The following is a 17,757-nucleotide window of genomic DNA, read 5'->3' as shown; positions in this document are numbered from 1 at the left end:
GCCGGAGCACGACGTCGTAGCGGTAGCGCGAGAGCTCGTCGTGCGCGCGGGCCCGCTTGATCCGGATGCTGCTCGCGTCGAACCCGTCGAGGGCGGTGAAGAACCGCGGCGCGCAGAGCAGCTCGCCCTCCCACGCGACGGCGCCGTCGAGGGCGCGGCGCAGCTCGGCGGGCTCGGCGTCGGGCCGCCGGGCGGCGACGACCCCGGCGCGGAAGGTGCGCAGCAGCCCGGCGTGCCGGACGTCGCCGACGACGATCGCGCCGCCCGGGGCGAGCAGCGCCGCGGCCCGGGTCAGCACGTCGGTCAGGTACTCCGGGCCCGGGAAGTACTGGGCGACGGAGTTGATCACGATGGTGTCGAAGGGACCGGTGATGCCGTCGAGCTCGTGGGCGGCGGCGGGGGCCAGCTCGACGCGCCCGCGCAGCTCGGGGCGGGTCGCGACCCACCGCGACAGCGCGGCGACGGCCTCGGCGGACACGTCGGTGCCGACGTAGCGGGGACAGTCCGGGGCCAGCTCCGCGAGCAGCAGACCGTTGCCGACGCCGAGCTCCAGGACCCGGCCGGGGCCGAGCTCGCGGATCCGGGCGACGGTGGCGTCGCGCCAGGCCTGCATGTCCGCGCGCGGGATGGGGGTGCCGTCGTAGGTGGAGTTCCAGCCGGCGAAGCCGCCCTCGTAGCCGGTGGGGTCGCCGTCGTCGGCGGAGGTGGCGGCGTAGAGCAGCTCGTGGACGTCGCGCCAGTCGGCGACGCGCTCGGCACCGTCGTCGGCGGGGGTGTCCCCGGCGGTCGCGGGGACGACCCACGCGGTGAGACGCCGGTCCCCCGGCGCGGCCTCGTGCACGCCGACGACGGCCTCGGCGACGTGGGGGTGGGCCCGCAGCGCCGACTCGATCTCGCCGGGCTCGATCCGGTAGCCGCGGACCTTGAGCTGGTCGTCGACGCGGCCCAGGAACTCGAGCTCGCCGCGCTCGTCGACGCGCACGAGGTCGCCGGTGCGGTAGAGCCGCCCGCCCGCGGGCCCGAACGGGTCGGCGACGAACCGCTCCGCGGTCAGGCCCGGCTTGTTCAGGTAGCCCCGGGCCAGACCGGGGCCGCCGAGGTAGAGCTCGCCCTGCTCGCCGTCCGGGACCGGGGCCAGGTCGGGGCCCAGCACGTACGCGTCGGTCATCGGGTCGGCGACCCCGATCGGCACCACCGGCCCGGTCCGCGCCGGGTCGCACCGGCCCAGCGTGGAGTTGACGGTGACCTCGGTCGGACCGTAGGCGTTGAACATCGTCCGGCCCCGTGCCCAGCGCGCGACCAGCTCCGGGGACACCCGCTCGGTACCGGCGAGCAGGGTCGCCGGGGGCAGCGTGACGTCCGGGCCCAGCGCGGCGAGCAGCGCGGGCGGGAGCACCATCACCGTCACCGCGTGCTCGTGGGCGTAGGCGGCCAGCTCGGGCACCGGCAGCCGCAGCTCCGAGGGCACCACGACCAGCCGCCCGCCGGAGAGCAGTGCCATGCACAGCTCCCAGAACGCGACGTCGAAGCCGGTCGAGGCGAACCCGAGGATCCGGTCGTCCGCGCCGAGCCCGAGCCGCTCGGTCTGGGTGGCGACGAGCTGGGTGACACCGCTGTGGGTCAGCACGACGCCCTTGGGCCGCCCGGTGGAGCCGGAGGTGTGGATGACGTAGGCGGCGCCGAGGACGTCGACGTCGGGCACCGGGGCGACCGGGGCGGCGGCGATCGCCGCCCGGTCGGTGTCGTCGTCGAGCAGCACGGTCGGGGTCCCGTCGGGCAGCGGCAGCTCGGCGGCGACACCGGCCGTGCTCAGCACGACGGCCGGGCGGGCGTCGTCGAGCACCAGCGTGGTCCGCGCCGGCGGCTGGTCCGGGTCGACCGGCAGGTACGCCGCGCCCGCACGCAGGATCGCCACCTGCGCGACGACGAGGTTCACCCCGCGCGGTACGGCGAGCGCGACCAGCCCCTCCGGTCCCGCGCCGCGCCCGCGCAGCACCGACGCGAGGCGCCCCGCCCGCTCGTCGAGCCCGGCGTAGGTGAGCTGCTCGCGGCGCTCCCCCGAGCCGCACTGCACCGCCACGGCGTCCGGCGTGGCCGCGACCTGCCGGGCGAACAGCTCCGGCCAGGTCGCGAGCGCACCGTCCGGCAGCGGTCCCGGGCGCGGGTCGGACGGGGACGGCAGCGTGCGGGTCACGGGAGGCGCTCCAGGGGTGGTGATGCGGGACGGGCGGTGTGGGACGGGTCAGCCGGCAGCGCGTTCGCGCAGGCTGCGCGGCCGCAGGTCGGTCCAGTGCGTCTCGACGAAGGACAGGCACGACGGCTTGTCGGCCGGCCCGTGCTCGACCGTCCAGCCGGCGGGGACCTCGGCGAACGCGGGCCACAGCGAGTACTGGCCCTCGTCGTTGACCAGCGCGTAGAAGCTGCCCTCGGGGTCGTCGAAGGGGTTCGTGGACATGGCTCTCCCTGGGATCGGCGGAACGGGTGGGGTCGCGCTCAGACGACGACGGGCGTCGGCGCCGTCGACGGCACGGGGGCGCCGGTCAGCGAGGCGACGACCTCGCCGGACCGGACCGCGATGTTGGACAGCAGGGTCGAGGTGATGCCGTGCGTGTGCTCGGTCGGTCCCTGCAGGTAGAAGCCGGCCCGCACCGCTGTGCCGTCGGCCAGCGCGGTGGTGCCGAGCCGGTAGTCGCGGTGCACGTCGAGCCGGCCGCGGGCGTCGCGGGCGCAGGCCTCGTCGAGGCCGCCGGACAGCAGCCACAGCGGGTCGGCGGGGCGGTAGCCGGTCGCGTAGACGACGGCGTCGGCGGTGATGACCTCGCGCGAGCCGTCGATCAGCGACTCGACGGCCAGCTCCACCCGGTCCCCGACGTCGACGACGTCGGCCACCCGCGACACGTTGCGGAAGCGCAGGCGCTCGGTCCCGGCGACCCGCTCGTGGTAGTGGGTGCGGTAGAGGCCCTCGATGAGCTCCGGGTCGACCACGGAGTAGTTGGTGTTCGCGTGGTAGCCGAGGATGCGGTCCTTGACCTCGTCCGGCGCGGTGTAGAAGTCGTCGACGGCGGCCGGGTCGAAGATCCGGTTGGCGAAGGAGGTGTCGTCGGCGGGGCTGTAGCCGTAGCGGGCGAACACCGCGTGCACCTCGGCGGTCGGGAAGGTGCGGTGCAGGTGCTCGACGGTCTCGGCGGCGCTCTGTCCGGCGCCGACGACGGCGAAGCGGGTCGGCTCGGTCCCGGCGAGCTCGCGGGTGCGGAACAGCAGATCGCGGTTGTGCCAGACGCGACCGCCCATGGTGATCCCGCGCGGCAGGACGGGGGTGAGCCCGCAGGCGAGGACGACGTTGCGGGCGCGCAGGCGCTCCACCCGGTCCCCGGTGCGGACGACGACGTCGACGAGCTCCACGCCGTTCCCGCCGCGGACCGGCTCGATCTCGAGGACCTCGCTGCCGTAGTCGACCGTCACCGCCGACCCGGCGGCCGCGCTGATCTCCCCCACCCGTGCCGCGGCCCACTCCAGGTAGTCGTGGAACTCGCGGCGGGTCGGGAACGACGAGCCGTAGTTGATGAAGTCGGCGAGCCGGTCCCGGTCGTGGAGGTAGGACAGGAAGGAGAAGCCGCTGGTCGGGTTCCGCAGCGTGACCAGGTCCTTGAGGTGCGAGACCTGCATGGTCGCGTCCTCGAGCAGCATCCCGCGGTGCCAGCCGAACCGCTCCTGGCGCTCGACGAAGCGGGCGCTCACCCGCGCGTCGGCGGGGACCGTCGCGTTGTGCTCGAGCAGGGCGATGGCGATGCCGAGGTTCGACGGCCCGAACCCGACCCCCACCACGTCGAGTACCTCCGGGGTGGAGTGGGGGTTCGCGTTCGCAGGGTTCGCCATCACTGTCCTCTCGTAGCTTCGGCACGCCTCAGATAAGGCGAGGCTAACTGCAACACGAAGGTGGATGTCCCGCCTAGGGGGTGATCGCCGGGGCCCGGCCCCGAGGGACCGTCCGCACTGGTCAGCGTCGCGACGTGACGCAGGTGTCACCCATTGGGAGTACAAGGCGCAACGGTGCACGCACCGCCGCACGAGGGTGTCGCATGTCCCGCCCGCGCGTCATCAGATCTGATGAGAGGGCCTGTCGGGCCACCCGGGGCGTGAGCGCGCCGGCCGGTGGCGCCCCCGGCCGCGCGACGGCGCGGAACGGCGGCGCCGCGCGGGACGACCGAGTGTCCCGCGCGGCGCCGATGACGGTTCACCAGTCCCAGTTGCGCACGAGCGATCCCCCCTCGACCGGAGTGCTTCTTCCCGTCCCGGAACGGACGCCGCTGCGCTCCGCACGTGAGGACGCACGGCGTGCTCCACGATCGAGTGATGACGTGGCCAGAGTAAGCGACGGACAACGCTCCGTCACGATTTAACGTGGACCTGAGGCGTTCGCCGTCGGTTCCGGGCCGTTCGGCGCGGATTCCGGCCACCGGGGGACGAACGGCAAAGGCTTGCCTTACCCGCGGGTAGCCTCGGTCCATCCCCTGACGCAGCCGACGAACAGGCAGACGACGTGACCTCTGGCCCGGTGGCACCGCACCCGGCCGGTCGCCGCCGTCGTGCGCCGGACACCCGGTCGCTGCTCGGCCTGCCGCTGCGCCCGCTGCTGCTGGTCCTGGTCGTGGAGACCGCCGCGGTGGCCGCGGTCGTCGCGGGCCTGCTCACCGGGGACCCGCCGGTACGGACCGAGGTGCTGCTCTGCGGGCTGCTGGTGCTGGTGGCCGCGGTGCACACCGAGCTGTCGGTCAACGCCGAGCGCCTGCGGCGCCGGATCGCCGCGACCCGCTACATCAACATGACCTCGGTGTGGACCTTCGCGGCCGCGCTGCTGCTGCCGCCGGGGCTCGCCACGGTCGTCGTCGTCGTCATCTACCTGCACCTCTACCTGCGGGTGGCCCGCCCGAGCGGCACGCCGCCGCATCGCCAGGTCTACAGCGCGGCCACGGTGCTGCTCGCCGTGCACGCCGTCGCGGGGCTGCTCGCGCTGGTCGACGGCCGGGCCGGGGCGCTGGCGACCCCGCAGAACGCGGCGCTGGTGCTGGGCGCGCTGGTCGCCTACACGGCGGTGAACACGCTTCTGGTCGTGTCGGTGCTGCGGCTGACCGCACCGGGCTCGCGGTTCCTCACGATCCTGCTGGGCGGCGACATCGGCCTGGAGCTGGCGACGCTGTCGATCGGCGGGCTGGTCGCGGTCGTGCTCGCCAACACCTCCCCCTGGTTCGCGTTGCTCGCGGTGCTGCCGCTGCTCGTCGTCGAGCAGACCACCCTGGTGCGGCAGCTGGAGGCGCAGGTCGACACCGACGCCAAGACCGGGCTGCTCAACCCGGCGGCGTGGCGCTGGCGCAGCCGGCAGATGCTGGAGCGCGACACGCGTACCGACCGGGCCGCCGCGGTGCTGATCCTCGACCTCGACCACTTCAAGGCGGTCAACGACCGGTACGGCCACCTGGCGGGCGACGACGTGCTCCAGGCCGTCGCCGACGTCCTCACCGCCGAGGTCCGCGACCAGGACCTGGCCGGCCGGTTCGGCGGCGAGGAGTTCGTGGTCGCGCTCGGCGGGATGCGCACCGACGACACCCCGGCCGCCCGCGCCCGCGAGGTCGCCGAGCGGATCCGGCGGGGCGTGCGTGCGCTGCAGGTCGACACCGCGACAGCCGGGCTGGTCACCGGGCTGTCGGTGTCGGTCGGGGTCGCGACGACGCCCGACCACGGCACGGACCTCGACGGCCTGCTGGCCGCCGCGGACGCCGCGCTCTACGAGGCCAAGCACGCGGGCCGCGACCGGGTGGCGGTCCGGCGCCCCGCACCGCCGGTCGCCGCCGAGGGCGCGACGCCGCCGTTCGGGCTGAGCTTCGGCACCTGAGCCGGGTCACGGCCCCAGCAGCACCCGCGCCAGGTCCTTCCACTGGGGCAGCATCGCGTCACCCGCGGGGTCGCGCGGGTCGAAGGTGTAGGTCAGCGCGGTCCCACGCATGGAGGTGAGCAGCAGGTCGCGCAGCTGCTTGAACCGCGGGCGGCCCGCCAGCTCGTCGCCGAACATGCGGGCCATCGACGCGCGGATCGCCGCACCGAGCCGCTTCTCCTCGGGACGCAGCGCCTCGGCGATCTCGGAGTTGGACCGGGCCGCGGTCCACAGCTCCACCGCCGCCCAGAAGTGCGGCTCGGAGAAGCTCTCCCACAGCAGCTCGATGACCCGGTCGGCGCGTTCGAACAGGCCGACCTGGTCGGCGTCGAGCACCCGTCGCACGCGTTCCTCGGTGTCGGCGACGCGTTTGACCGCGAGGTGCTGCGCCGCCGCGACCAGCAGTCGGTCCCGGCTGGGGAAGTGGTGCAGCAGCCGACCGCGCGAGACGTCGGCGGCCGACTGGATGGTCAGGGTCGTGGATCCGGAGTAGCCGCCGTCGATGAGGCAGGCGACGGCGGCGTCCAGGATCCGGGCGCGGCTGTCCGAGGACCGCTGCGCCCGGCTCCTGACCACCGGAGTGGGTTCGGTGTTCATGATGTGGTCATGATCGCCTGTCGGGCATCGGCTCAGAGTCCCAGACCCCGGCCGATCACCTCCTTCATGATCTCGGTGGTGCCGCCGTAGATCCGGGTGATGCGGGCGTCGGCGTAGGCCTTGGAGACCGGGTACTCGCTCATGTAGCCGTAGCCGCCGTGCAGCTGCAGGCAGCGGTCGGCGACCCGGCCCTGCAGCTCGGTGCACCAGTACTTCGCCTTCGACGCGTCGACGGCGGTGAGCTCGCCCGCGTTGAGCGCGCGGACGCAGTCGTCGACGTAGTGCTCGGCGAGGTCGATCTCGGTGTCCATCTCGGCCAGGGCGAACTTCGAGTTCTGGAACGAGCCCACCGGCGAGCCGAAGGCCTTGCGCTCCTTGACGTAGGCGAGGGTCCCGTCGAGCACCGCCCGGGCCGCCGCCGCACCGGCGATCGCGATCGACAGCCGCTCCTGGGGCAGCTTCTCGACCAGCTGGACGAAGCCCTTCCCCTCCTCGGTCCCGAGGAGGTTCTCCACCGGGACCTTCACATCGGTGAAGGACAGCTCCGCGGTGTCCTGGGCGTGCATCCCGAGCTTGTCGAGGTTGCGGCCCCGCTCGAAGCCCTCCATCCCGCGCTCGAGCACGAGCAGACTCATGCCCTTGTGCTTCTGCGACGGGTCGGTCTTGACCGCGACGACGATCAGGTCGGCGTTGATCCCGTTGGTGATGAAGGTCTTCGCGCCGTTGACGACGTAGTGGTCGCCGTCGCGGACCGCGGTCGTCGACATCGACGCCAGGTCCGAGCCGATGCCCGGTTCGGTCATGGCGATGGCGAGGATCGTCTCGCCGCTGACGACGCCCGGCAGCCAGCGCTGCTTCTGCTCGTCGGTGCAGTAGGTGAGCAGGTAGGGCAGCACGATGTCGTTGTGCAGGGTCAGGCCGAGGCCGGAACCGGCGGCGCCGACACGCAGCAGCTCCTCGCTGATGACGGCGTTGAAACGGAAGTCCTGGACCCCGCCGCCGCCGAACTCCTCGGGCGCGTCGATGCCCAGGAAGCCGTTCGCACCGGCGGTGGTGAACAACTCCCGCGCGACGGCGCCGTCACGTTCCCACTGCGCCTCGTGCGGGACGATCTCCTTCTCGACGAAGGCGCGGAACGCCTCCCGGAAGTCCTCGTGGTCGGACTCGTAGAGCGTGCGCTTCACGGCGCCCCCTCCCCTCGGGTGGTCGTGACTAGCGGGGCTGCATCCGGATGGCGCCGTCGAGACGGATCGTCTCGCCGTTCAGCATGGGGTTCTCCACGATGTGGGCGGCGAGCTTGCCGTACTCCGCGGGCTGCCCCAGCCGCGACGGGTGCGGCACCTGCTTGCCCAGCGAGGTCTTGACGTCCTCGGGCAGCCCGGCCAGCAGCGGGGTCTCGAACAGGCCCGGGGCGATGGTGCAGACCCGGATGCCGAGGTCGGCCAGGTCGCGGGCGATCGGCAGGGTCATGCCGACGATGCCGCCCTTGGACGCCGAGTACGCGGCCTGCCCGATCTGCCCCTCGAACGCCGCGACCGAGGCGGTGTTGATGATGACGCCGCGGTCGCCGTCGACCGGCTCGGACTTCGCGATCCGCTCGGCGGCGAGCCGGATCACGTTGAACGTGCCGATCAGGTTGACGGTGACGACCTTGGTGAACCCGTCCAGCGGGAACGGGCCCTTCTTGCCGTAGGTCTTGATGCCGTTGCCGATGCCGGCGCAGTTGACCGCGACGCGGACCGCACCGAGCTCTTCGGCGGCGTCGAGGGCGGCGATCACCTGCTGCTCGTCCGTGACGTCGGCGGCGACGAAGCGGACGTTCTCCCCCAGCTTGTCCGCGACGGCCTCACCCTGCGACGACGGCAGGTCGATGATCAGCACCTTGGCGCCGAGCTCCACGAACTTCTCCGTGGTGGCGAGGCCCAGGCCGGACGCACCGCCGGTGACGACGGCGACGGAACCGTTGATGTCCATGTTCTGTCTGTTCCTTCCGGGTGGGGAGCGGGTGTCAGAGGAGCTCGAGGATGGTGGCGTTGGCCTGGCCGCCGCCCTCGCACATGGTCTGCAGGCCGTAGCGGATGCCGTTGTCCCGCATGTGGTGCACCAGGGTGGTCATGATCCGGGCGCCGGAGCCGCCGAGCGGGTGGCCGAGCGCGATCGCGCCGCCGTTCGGGTTGAGCAGGGCGGCGACGTCGCCGTCGTCGTCGGCGATGTCGGCCAGCCAGGCCAGCGGCACCGGGGCGAAGGCCTCGTTGACCTCGAAGGCGCCGATCTCGTCCAGCGACAGGCCGGAGCGCTTCAGCGCCTTCTCGGTCGCCGGGATCGGCGCGGTCAGCATGATCACCGGGTCGGCCCCGGCCAGCACCGCGGTGTGCACCCGGGCGATCGGGGTCAGGCCCAGCTCGCGGGCCTTCTCGGAGGTGGTCATGAGCAGCGCGGCCGAGCCGTCGGAGATCTGCGAGGAGTTGCCGGCGTGGATGACGCCGCCCTGGTCGGCGTCCTTGAACACCGTCTTGAGCTGGGCGAGACCCTCCGGGGTGCCGCCGCGGCGGACACCCTCGTCGGCGGTGACGCCGGCGATCGGGGCGATCTGGCCGTCGAACCTGCCGTCGTCCTGCGCGGCGGCGGCGCGCTCGTGCGACTGCAGGGCGAACTCGTCGAGACGCTGACGCGAGAAGCCCCACTTCTCGGCGATCATCTCGGCGCCGACACCCTGGTTCGGCGCGACGCCGTAGCGCTCGGCGAAGTCGTTGCCCAGCGGGTCCTGGTCCTGGCGCGAGGAGCCCATCGGGACCCGGGTCATGGACTCGACGCCACCGGCGACGGCCACGTCGTAGTGCCCGGCGATCAGACCGGCCGCGGCGAAGTGCACGGACTGCTGGCTGGACCCGCACTGGCGGTCGACGGTCACGCCGGTGACGGTCTCGGGGAACCCTGCGGCCAGCGCGGCGTTGCGGCCGATGTCGAAGGTCTGCTCGCCGCTCTGGGACACGCAGCCCCAGATCACGTCCTCGATCTGCGCCGGGTCGACGCCGGACCGCTCCACCAGGCTGCGCAGCACGTGGGCCGACAGGTCGGTGGGGTGGATGCCGGCGAGGCCGCCCTTGCGCTTGCCGACCGGGCTGCGTACAGCCTCGACGATGACTGCGTCTCGCACGGTGTTCGCTCCTTCGCGACGGTGGACGGCGCCCGGGACGGGGCCGTCGGCTCGCCACGACGGTAGCAGGAAACAGTCAGTGTTGACTGCCACGGAGCGGTGCGACCCGGGTCACGCCGACCGCGGAGCTCCCTCGACCGGCGCGCCACTGTCGATCGGCACCTCGGCGCCGCCGGGGCGGCGCCGAGGTACTGATCGATCCCGGACCGGCGCCGCGGTACGGGCGCGGCGGGCCGGTGCGCGACCGGGGTCAGGCGGAGGTGGCCGACACCCGGCCGGCCGTCGCACCCTCGACGGAGGCGGTGGCCTCGGTGGCCGCGGTGGCGTCGGCGGGATCGGCGGCGTCGCGCCCGAGGATCCCCTCCTGCGCCGCGACGAGCGTCGGCACGGTGATCTGCCCGGCGACGTTGGTGGCGGTGCGCATCATGTCGAGGATCGGGTCGATGCCGATCACGACCGCGATCCCGGCCGCGATCACCGCGGGCGGCATCCCGACCGCGGCGAGGGTCAGGGTCAGCATGGTGAACCAGCCGGTCGTCCCGGCCGTGGCCAGCGCCCCGAACACCGCGACGGCGACGATCACCAGGTACTGCCACACCGCGAGCTGCACCCCGGAGATGTGCGCGACGAAGATCGTCGCGAGCGCCGGGTAGACGGCGGCGCAGCCGTCCATCTTGGTGGTCGTGACCAGCGGGACGGCGAACCCGGCGTAGTTGCGGTCCACGCCGAGGTCGATCGCGGCCTGCCGGGACATCGGCAGGGCGGCGCCGGACGAGCGGGAGACGAAGGCGAACTGCAGCACCGGCCAGGTGGTGCCGAAGAAACGGCGCGGCCCGATCCCGGCCACGACCTTCAGCAGCAGCGGATAGACACCGAACAGGACGATCGCGCAACCGAGGTAGACGGTGCCGATCAGCCCGGCGAGCGAGGAGACGACGCCGCTGCCGTAGGTGGCGAACGCGGTGCCGATCAGGCCGAGCACGCCGATCGGGGCGAGCACGACGATCCAGCGGATGACCGTCAGGACGATCTCGAACGCCGAGCGGGAGAACGCGACGAACGGCTCGGCCTTCTCCCCCAGCGCGTAGGCGGCGGCGCCGACGAGCAGCGCGGCGACGACGACCTGGAGCACGTTGTCGTCGGCGAACGCGGCGACCGGGTTGTCCGGCACCAGGTTCGACAGCAGTGCCTCCCACGACCCCGCGGTCCGCGCGCCCACGGCCTGGACGTCGGCCGGGTCGGCGGCGATCGTGACGCCCTCACCGGGCCGCCCGATCAATCCGATCGTGATGCCGATCAGTACCGCGACCAGGGAGGTCCCGGCGAACCAGGCGACGGTGCGCCCGCCGAGCCGGGCCGCGGTGCGGCCGCCGCCGAGGTCACGCAGGCTGACGATGCCGACGACGATCGCGAGGAACACCAGCGGCGCGACCGTGAACTGCAGCAGGCCGGTGAACAGTCCGCCGACGGTGTCCAGCGTGGTCGCGAGACCCGCGGACCCGGTGACCCGGGCGGTCAGCCCGAGCAGTGCGCCGAGCACGAGCCCGGCGACGGTGAGCAGTGCGAACACGCGCGGGCGCTGCCAGGCGCGTGCGGCACGGACGACGAGTGACACGGGTTCTCCCAGGAGGTGCGGTACGGGTGTGGTCGGCGGTCAGCGCCGACAGCCCGTGGCCGGACGGCGGCACAGGTCGATCACCCGCCGGCACACCAGCCACACACCCGTCCCCCGCACAGGGGGAGCAACGGACCCGTTCGCCGCGATCTTCCCGCCGGACGGGGGCACGGAGCGTGACCCGCACCTCCGTCCGGGGCCGTCACCGCGCCCGTGGGGTGGTCGCGTGCGCGGCCGGCTCGGCCCCGTCGCGGCCCGCGGTCGTGAGGTCGATCCCCCGGGTCTCGGGCAGCAGGTACACCGTCAGCCCGGACACCAGCAGCAGCACGATCGCGTAGCCGAGGAACAGGCCCGGCCTGCCGATCTCGGCGAACAGCGTCTGCAGGTAGGGGGCGGTCCCGCCGAACAACGCGACCGAGATCGAGTAGGGAACGCCGAGTCCGGCGGCGCGCACCCCGGTCGGGAACATCTCGGCGTAGAGGGCGGGCCCGACGGCGCAGCCCGCCCCGATCAGCGCGAGCGCGACGGTCATCGCGACGAACAGCGTCGGCCCGTCGTGGATCATCGCGTCGAGCGGGAACAGCGCCAGGACGAGCACCGCACCGGGCACGAGCAGGGTGCGGCGGCGACCGAACCGGTCCGAGGCCGCGCCCCACAGCGGCAGCAGCACCATGAACACCCCCAGCGCACCGGCGCCGGCCCACAGCGCCGCCGCCGGGTCCACCCCGCGCGCGGTGATGGCGTACGCCGGGGCTGCGACCGACCAGACGTAGTAGACGACGGTCAGGCCGCTGGTCAGGAACACCACCCGGGCCAGCGCCTTCGGGCGGGCCAGGACCTGGCGCCACAGCGACGGGCGGCCCGGCGTCGCGGTGCGGGCCTCCTCCTCCCGGGAGTAGGTGTCGGACTCACGCATCCGCAGCCGCATGACCAGCGCGTACAGCCCGAACAGCCCGCCCAGGACGAATGGCACCCGCCAGCCGTAGGCGGCCATCTCCTCGCGGGTGAGCACGCTCGACAGGACGGCTCCGAGCACCGTCCCGACCAGGATGCCCGCGGTGCCGGAGAAGTAGATGAGGCTCGACCACAGCCCGCGCCGTGCGGGCGGGGCCATCTCGGCGAGGTAGGTCTGCGCGGCGGGCAGCTCGCCCCCGTGCGCGAGGCCCTGCGCCAGCCGGGCCAGGACCAGCACGACCGGTGCGGCGATGCCGATGACGGCGTGGGTCGGGACGAGCCCGATCACCAGGCTGCCCACCGCGGCGGTCGCCACGCACAGCGCCATCGACAGCCTCCGGCCGCGGCGGTCGGCGATCCAGCCGAACAGGAAGCCGCCGAACGGGCGGGCGACGAACCCGACGGCGAACACCGCGAGGGTCTTGAGCAGGGCGGTGCCGGTGTCGTCGCCCGCGAAGAACTGCGGGGCGAAGAACGCCGAGAACGTCGCGTAGACGTTCCAGTCGAACCACTCCATGGCGTTGCCGGCGCCGATCCCGAGGATCGTGCGACGCCGCTCGGTGCGCTCGGTCATGCCGCCACCCCCGCGGCCGGGGCGAGGCGTGTCGTGGCGAGCGCGGCGTACAGCGCGGTCGCGTCGGCGAGGACGCCGTCGTCGAAGCGGGCGAGCGGCGAATGGTTCATCGGCGCGGTGTCGGGGTCGGCGCCGGGTGGGCAGGCGCCCATCCCGAGGAACGCGCCCGGGACGGCGGCGAGCACCCGGGAGAAGTCCTCGGAGCCGCTGACCGGGTTCGGTGCGAGCCGGAACCGGTCCTCGCCGAGCAGCTCGGCGCACACCCCGGCGGCGAACCCGGCCTCGTCGGCGTCGTTGACGGTGCGCGGGTACTCGTCGGTCCAGACGACCTCGGCGCGCACGCCGTGCGCGGCGGCGACACCGTCGCAGACCTCGCGGACCAGCACCGGCAGCGTCGCGGCGTGGGCGTCGGAGAAGCTGCGCACGGTCGCCTCGAAGCGGGCGGTGCCGGGGATGACGTTGCGCCGGGTGCCCGCGGCGACGACGCCGACGGTCAGCACGACCGGGTCGAACATGTCGAAGCGGCGGGTCACCATCGTCTGCAGGGCGGTGATCATCTCCGCGGCCGCGGCGATCGGGTCCCGGGCGGTGTGCGGGTTGGAGCCGTGGCCGCCCGCCCCGTGCACGACGACGTCGAGCGCGTGCGAGGCGGACAGGAACACCCCGGGCCGGGTCGTGACCAGCCCGGCGGGCATCCGGTTGGCGAACACGTGCAGGCCGTAGGCGTGGTCGACGCGCCGTCCGGCGGCGGTCAGGACGCCCTCGGCGAGCATGTGGCCCGCGCCGTCGAAGCCCTCCTCGCCGGGCTGGAACATGAACACGACGTCGCCGGCGAGGTGGTCGCGGTGGGCGCTGAGCAGCCGCGCGGCCCCGGCCAGCGCCGCGGTGTGCAGGTCGTGGCCGCAGGCGTGCATGGTGCCGGTCCGCGCGGCGAAGTCCTCGCCGGAGCCCTCGGCGACCGGGAGACCGTCCATGTCGCCGCGCAGCAGAACCACCGGTGCGTCCGCGCCGGCGCCCGGGGCGGTGCCGCGCAGGACGGCGGTGACCGACGTCGTCGTCGTCCCCTCGGTGATCTCCAGCGGGAGCCCCTGCACCGCGGCCAGGACCCGGTCACGGGTCCGGGGCAGGGCCAGCCCGACCTCGGGGTCACGGTGCAGCTCCCGGCGCAGGTGCACCAGGTCCGGCTGCAGCGACCGGGCGTCGTCACGAAGATCCACAAGCGTCCCCTCGGGTCGTACCGGCGGGCCACGCTGCCCGCCGGAGGTCCTGCCCGAGTCTCGGAGCCCGCGCGTTACGGCACGTAACATCGACGGATCCGATCCGGATCGGGGGCCCCGTGGACGGAACCGACCGTCATCCGCTGTCCGAGGACGACTTCGCGCTCGTCCACGCGCTGCAGCTGCACCCGCGCGCGAGCTGGGCCGGGCTCGGCCCGGTGCTCGATGCGGCGCCGGTGACGCTGGCCCGGCGCTGGGCCCGCCTGCAGGGGTCCGGGCACGCGTGGATCAGCTGTTATCCGGTGGTCGGCGAGGACGCCATGCAGGTGGCGCTGGTCGAGGTGGACTGCGCGCCGGGGTGGCTCGCCGGGGTCGTCGCGGCGCTGGACTCCGAGCCGTCGGTGATGACCATCGAGTACGCCGCCCGCGGCCGGGACCTGCTGCTGACGGTGAACGCGGCGTCGTTCACGGAGCTGTCGGGGCTGGTGCTGGACCGGATCGGACGGGTGACCGGGGTCGCGTCGGTGCGCACGCACCTGGCGTCGCGGGTGCACCGGGAGGGCAGCCGGTGGCGGCTCGACGCGCTCGACACCCGGCAGGTCGCGGCCGTGCCCGCGCTGCGCCGGGCGGACACGACACCGCAGGCGGCGGGTGTCGATCTGCGGGGGCCGGTGTACGCGCCGCTGGTGCGGGAGCTGTGCGCCGACGGCCGGGCGAGCGCCGCGGAGCTCGCGGACCGGGTCGGGCGGCCGGCGTCGACGGTGCGCCGGCAGCTGTCGGCGCTGGTGCGCTCGCGGGCACTGGTGTTCCGCTGCGAGGTCGCACAGCTGCTGACCCGGTGGCCGATCTGCGTGACGTGGTGGATCCGGCTGCCGACCGCCGCGGTCGAGCACGCGGTGCGCCGGGTCCGTACCGATCCGCGGGTGCGGCTGTGCCTGTCGCTCACCGGGCCGGAGAATCTTCTGGTCACGGCGTGGACGCACTCGCTGGGCGAGCTGGTCGGGATGCAGTCGGCGCTGGAGCGGTCGCTGCCGCAGGCGCAGATCGTGGACACCTCGGTGATCCTGCGGACCCGCAAGCGGATGGGGTGGCTGCTGCACCCCGACGGCCGGGCCACCGGGGCGTGCGTCCCGGTGTTCCCCGGCTGAGGAGGGTCAGAGCCAGGCGTCGCGGACGTCGAGCGTGGTCCGGTCCAGCGACGCGAGCAGGTCCAGCTGCGGGCCGGTGCGGGGCAGCTCGTGGCGCACGAAGTAGCGGGCCGCGGCACGCTTGCCCTCGTAGAGGTCGCCGTCGCGGCCCTCGGCGGCGAGCGCCTGCTCCAGCCAGATCCAGGCGAGCACGACGTGCCCGACGGCCTCCAGGTAGACCGAGGAGTGTGCGACCGCCAGCGCCGGGTCGTCCTGGCTGTGCACGATCCCGGTCACCTCGACGACCCGGTCCACGGCCGCCGCGACGGCGTCGGCGTGCGCGGCGAGTTCCCCGCCGACCGCGCGTCCGCGCTCCACGGTCTGCCCGATCGTCTCCCGCAGCAGCGTCAGCCCGGCGCCGCCCTGCATCACGACCTTGCGGCCCAGCAGGTCCAGGCCCTGGATGCCGTGGGTGCCCTCGTGGATCGGGTTGAGCCGGTTGTCGCGGTAGAGCTGCTCGACGTCGTGGTCGCGGGTGTAGCCGTAGCCGCCGTGGATCTGGATGGCGAGGTCGTTGGCGTGCAGGCACCACTGCGACGGCCAGCTCTTCGCGACCGGGGTCAGCACCTCCAGCAGCAGGTGCGCCCGGCGGCGTTCCTCGTCGGTCCCCGCGGTGCGCTCCTCGTCGAGGAGCCGCCCGCAGTACAGGTTCAGCGCGAGCGCACCCTCCACGTAGGACTTGCTCGCGAGCAGCATCCGGCGCACGTCGGTGTGGGCGACGATCGGCACCTGCGGGCTCGCCGGATCCTTCGCGCCGGCCGGGCGGCCCTGGGTGCGGGTACGGGCGTGGTCGAGGGCCAGCAGGTAACCGGCGTAGCCGAGTGCGGTGGCACCCGCCCCGACCCCGACCCGGGCCTCGTTCATCATGTGGAACATCTGGGCGAGACCGGTGTGCGGCTCCCCCACCAGGTAGCCGACGGCGCCGGCCTCCCCGCCCGGGGTCGCGCGGCCCTCGCCGAAGTTCAGCACGGTGTTGACGGTGCCGCGGTAGCCCATCTTGTGGTTGAGCCCGGCGAGGGCGATGTCGTTGCGTTCGCCGCTCTCCAGCACCCGGGGCACCACGAACAGCGAGATGCCCTTCACCCCGGCCGGTCCGCCGGGGATCTTCGCCAGCACGAGGTGGACGATGTTCTCCCCCAGCTCGTGCTCGCCGCCGGAGATCCACATCTTGGTGCCGGTGATCCGGTGCGTGCCGTCGTCGCGGGGCTCGGCCCGGGTGGTGACGTCGGCCAGCGACGACCCGGCCTGCGGCTCGGACAGGCACATCGTGCCGAAGTAGCGGCCCTCCACCATCGGGCGCACCCAGGTCTGCACCTGCTCGGAGCTGCCGTGGGTGAGCAGAAGGTTGGCCGCGGCGACGGTGAGCATCGGGTAGGCGGCGGTGGCGACGTTGCCGGCGTGCAGCCACACGAAACACGCCTGGACGACGACGGCGGGCAGCTGCATCCCGCCGACCCGCTCGTCGAGCCCGGCGCCGACGATCCCGGTGTCGCCCAGCACCTTCAGCGCGGCGCGGACCTCGTCGGGGAGCGTGACGCGCTCGCCGTCGAACTCGGGCTCGCGGGTGTCGGAGACCTTGCGGTGCGGCGCGAAGTGCTCGGTCGCGACCTGTGCGGCGAGGTCGACGACGGCGTCGATGGTGTCGCGGTCGTGCTCGGCGTAGCGCTCGCGGTCGCAGAGCTCGACCACCCGCAGCCAGTCGTGGAGCAGGAAGTCGAGGTCGGCACGGGAGATCAGCTGCGCTCGCACGGCACCCACGATCGCACCCCGGGGCGGATCCGGGGAAGCGGGCCGCTCAGCCCCCGGCCGCGAGCGCCGGGGTGAACGCCGGCGACCCGGACCGGCCGGTCCGCACCAGGTCGGCGACGAGCTCGCCGACGGCCGGGGCGTACTTGAAGCCCTGCCCGGAGAACCCGCCGAGGACGACGGTGCGCGGCTCCCACGGGGCGAGCGCGACGATCCCGCGGCGGGTCGGGGTGTAGCCCTCGACGTAGGACTCCAGCCGGGCGGGCCGGTCGGACATCCCGGCGAGGCGCGCGGCGACCGCACCGGCCCAGTCCCGGGTGTAGCCGGCCTCGACCCACGGGTGGTGGTCGGCCGGCGAGTGGACGCGGGGCTGCGGCTGCTGGTGGTTGATCTTGACGGTGGCGCCGTCGACGGCGGGGAAGAACGTGTGCACCGGTGCCGCGGTGTGGATCCCGGGCGGGAAGACCGCGGGCGCGAACCGGGCGGGGTCCCGCACCCCGAACCAGCTCAGCACGACGCGGCGCTGCTCGATCCCGATGGCGCCCGGGACGAGACCGGCGCCGTGGCCGGTGGCGATCACGACGTTGTCGGCGACGGTCTCGCCGTCGACGGTGTGCAGCACGCCGCGCCCGCGCCGCCTGCCGATGCCGACGACGGTGACGCCCTCCCGGACGGCCGCTCCGGCCCGGCGGGCCTCCGCGACGAGCCCGCGGGTGGCGGTGCCGGCGTCGAGCAGCCCGCCGCCCGGGTCGAGCACGGCCACCTCGTCCGCGCCGAGCAG

14 protein-coding genes are annotated in these 17,757 nt (G+C 73.8%); 2 read left to right on the top strand and 12 right to left on the bottom strand.

Going from position 1 to position 17,757, the window contains the following annotated elements; translation table 11 throughout:
- The 3 genes from NH602_RS15285 to NH602_RS15275 all read right to left on the bottom strand — a co-directional run.
- Positions 1 to 2,194 (bottom strand): amino acid adenylation domain-containing protein (locus tag NH602_RS15285; protein WP_253068158.1); only part of this gene is annotated, 2,194 nt, incomplete at its 3' end.
- Between the two features lie 48 nt (positions 2,195 to 2,242).
- Positions 2,243 to 2,455: an MbtH family protein gene (locus NH602_RS15280; protein ID WP_062395825.1), complete on the bottom strand. Its 213-nt coding sequence runs from the start codon at positions 2,453 to 2,455 to the stop codon at positions 2,243 to 2,245.
- A gap of 38 nt (positions 2,456 to 2,493) precedes the next feature.
- Entirely contained in the window at positions 2,494 to 3,876 is a 1,383-nt protein-coding gene (locus tag NH602_RS15275) for a lysine N(6)-hydroxylase/L-ornithine N(5)-oxygenase family protein (RefSeq protein WP_073574555.1), read from the bottom strand.
- Between the two features lie 679 nt (positions 3,877 to 4,555).
- On the opposite strand from NH602_RS15275, the gene NH602_RS15270 reads away from it, so the two are divergent.
- On the top strand, positions 4,556 to 5,890 hold the full coding sequence (locus NH602_RS15270) for a GGDEF domain-containing protein (RefSeq protein WP_253068157.1): 1,335 nt from the start codon (positions 4,556 to 4,558) through the stop codon (positions 5,888 to 5,890).
- 6 nt (positions 5,891 to 5,896) lie between these two features.
- Here the strand turns inward: NH602_RS15270 and NH602_RS15265 are convergent, their stop codons facing one another.
- The 7 genes from NH602_RS15265 to NH602_RS15235 all read right to left on the bottom strand — a co-directional run bounded on the left by NH602_RS15265 (position 5,897) and on the right by NH602_RS15235 (position 14,043).
- On the bottom strand, positions 5,897 to 6,526 hold the full coding sequence (locus NH602_RS15265; RefSeq protein ID WP_179762537.1) for a TetR/AcrR family transcriptional regulator: 630 nt from the start codon (positions 6,524 to 6,526) through the stop codon (positions 5,897 to 5,899).
- Positions 6,527 to 6,558: 32 nt separating this feature from the next.
- Entirely contained in the window at positions 6,559 to 7,710 is a 1,152-nt protein-coding gene (locus NH602_RS15260; RefSeq protein ID WP_253068156.1) for an acyl-CoA dehydrogenase family protein, read from the bottom strand.
- Positions 7,711 to 7,738: 28 nt separating this feature from the next.
- Positions 7,739 to 8,500 (bottom strand): 3-hydroxyacyl-CoA dehydrogenase, encoded by a 762-nt coding sequence (locus NH602_RS15255; RefSeq protein WP_253068155.1) that lies wholly within the window; start codon positions 8,498 to 8,500, stop codon positions 7,739 to 7,741.
- Positions 8,501 to 8,534: 34 nt separating this feature from the next.
- Positions 8,535 to 9,683 carry an acetyl-CoA C-acyltransferase gene (locus tag NH602_RS15250; protein ID WP_073574551.1) on the bottom strand — a complete coding sequence of 383 codons (1,149 nt, stop codon included), beginning with the start codon at positions 9,681 to 9,683 and terminating at the stop codon, positions 8,535 to 8,537.
- Positions 9,684 to 9,933: 250 nt separating this feature from the next.
- Entirely contained in the window at positions 9,934 to 11,298 is a 1,365-nt protein-coding gene (locus tag NH602_RS15245; protein ID WP_253068154.1) for a dicarboxylate/amino acid:cation symporter, read from the bottom strand.
- 202 nt (positions 11,299 to 11,500) lie between these two features.
- Positions 11,501 to 12,826, bottom strand: a complete 1,326-nt coding sequence (locus NH602_RS15240) for an MFS transporter (protein ID WP_253068153.1) — start codon at positions 12,824 to 12,826, stop codon at positions 11,501 to 11,503.
- Positions 12,823 to 14,043 (bottom strand): M20 family metallopeptidase, encoded by a 1,221-nt coding sequence (locus NH602_RS15235; RefSeq protein ID WP_253068152.1) that lies wholly within the window; start codon positions 14,041 to 14,043, stop codon positions 12,823 to 12,825. Before NH602_RS15235 ends, NH602_RS15240 begins: the two co-directional genes overlap by 4 nt.
- A 119-nt stretch (positions 14,044 to 14,162) precedes the next feature.
- On the opposite strand from NH602_RS15235, the gene NH602_RS15230 reads away from it, so the two are divergent.
- Positions 14,163 to 15,191, top strand: a complete 1,029-nt coding sequence (locus tag NH602_RS15230; RefSeq protein ID WP_253068151.1) for an Lrp/AsnC family transcriptional regulator — start codon at positions 14,163 to 14,165, stop codon at positions 15,189 to 15,191.
- Positions 15,192 to 15,197: 6 nt separating this feature from the next.
- On the opposite strand, the gene NH602_RS15225 is transcribed toward NH602_RS15230, so the two are convergent.
- Positions 15,198 to 16,979, bottom strand: a complete 1,782-nt coding sequence (locus tag NH602_RS15225) for an acyl-CoA dehydrogenase (RefSeq protein ID WP_179762533.1) — start codon at positions 16,977 to 16,979, stop codon at positions 15,198 to 15,200.
- Between the two features lie 46 nt (positions 16,980 to 17,025).
- On the bottom strand, positions 17,026 to 17,757 hold a 732-nt coding region (locus NH602_RS15220; RefSeq protein WP_253068150.1), incomplete at its 5' end, for an FAD-dependent oxidoreductase.

Source organism: Pseudonocardia sp. McavD-2-B (genome assembly GCF_024124365.1).
Classification (GTDB): Bacteria; Actinomycetota; Actinomycetes; order Mycobacteriales; family Pseudonocardiaceae; genus Pseudonocardia; species Pseudonocardia alni.
The sequence above is the reverse complement of the archived record's forward strand: the minus strand, read 5'-3'. Positions and strand labels throughout refer to the sequence as shown.

What these genes read in the sequence shown, in the direction of transcription:
- NH602_RS15280 (WP_062395825.1), bottom strand. Translation starts at nt 2,455, where the DNA reads ATGTCCACGAACCCCTTCGACGACCCCGAGGGCAGCTTCTACGCGCTG.
- NH602_RS15275 (WP_073574555.1), bottom strand. Translation starts at nt 3,876, where the DNA reads ATGGCGAACCCTGCGAACGCGAACCCCCACTCCACCCCGGAGGTACTC.
- NH602_RS15265 (WP_179762537.1), bottom strand. Translation starts at nt 6,526, where the DNA reads ATGAACACCGAACCCACTCCGGTGGTCAGGAGCCGGGCGCAGCGGTCC.
- NH602_RS15255 (WP_253068155.1), bottom strand. Translation starts at nt 8,500, where the DNA reads ATGGACATCAACGGTTCCGTCGCCGTCGTCACCGGCGGTGCGTCCGGC.
- NH602_RS15240 (WP_253068153.1), bottom strand. Translation starts at nt 12,826, where the DNA reads ATGACCGAGCGCACCGAGCGGCGTCGCACGATCCTCGGGATCGGCGCC.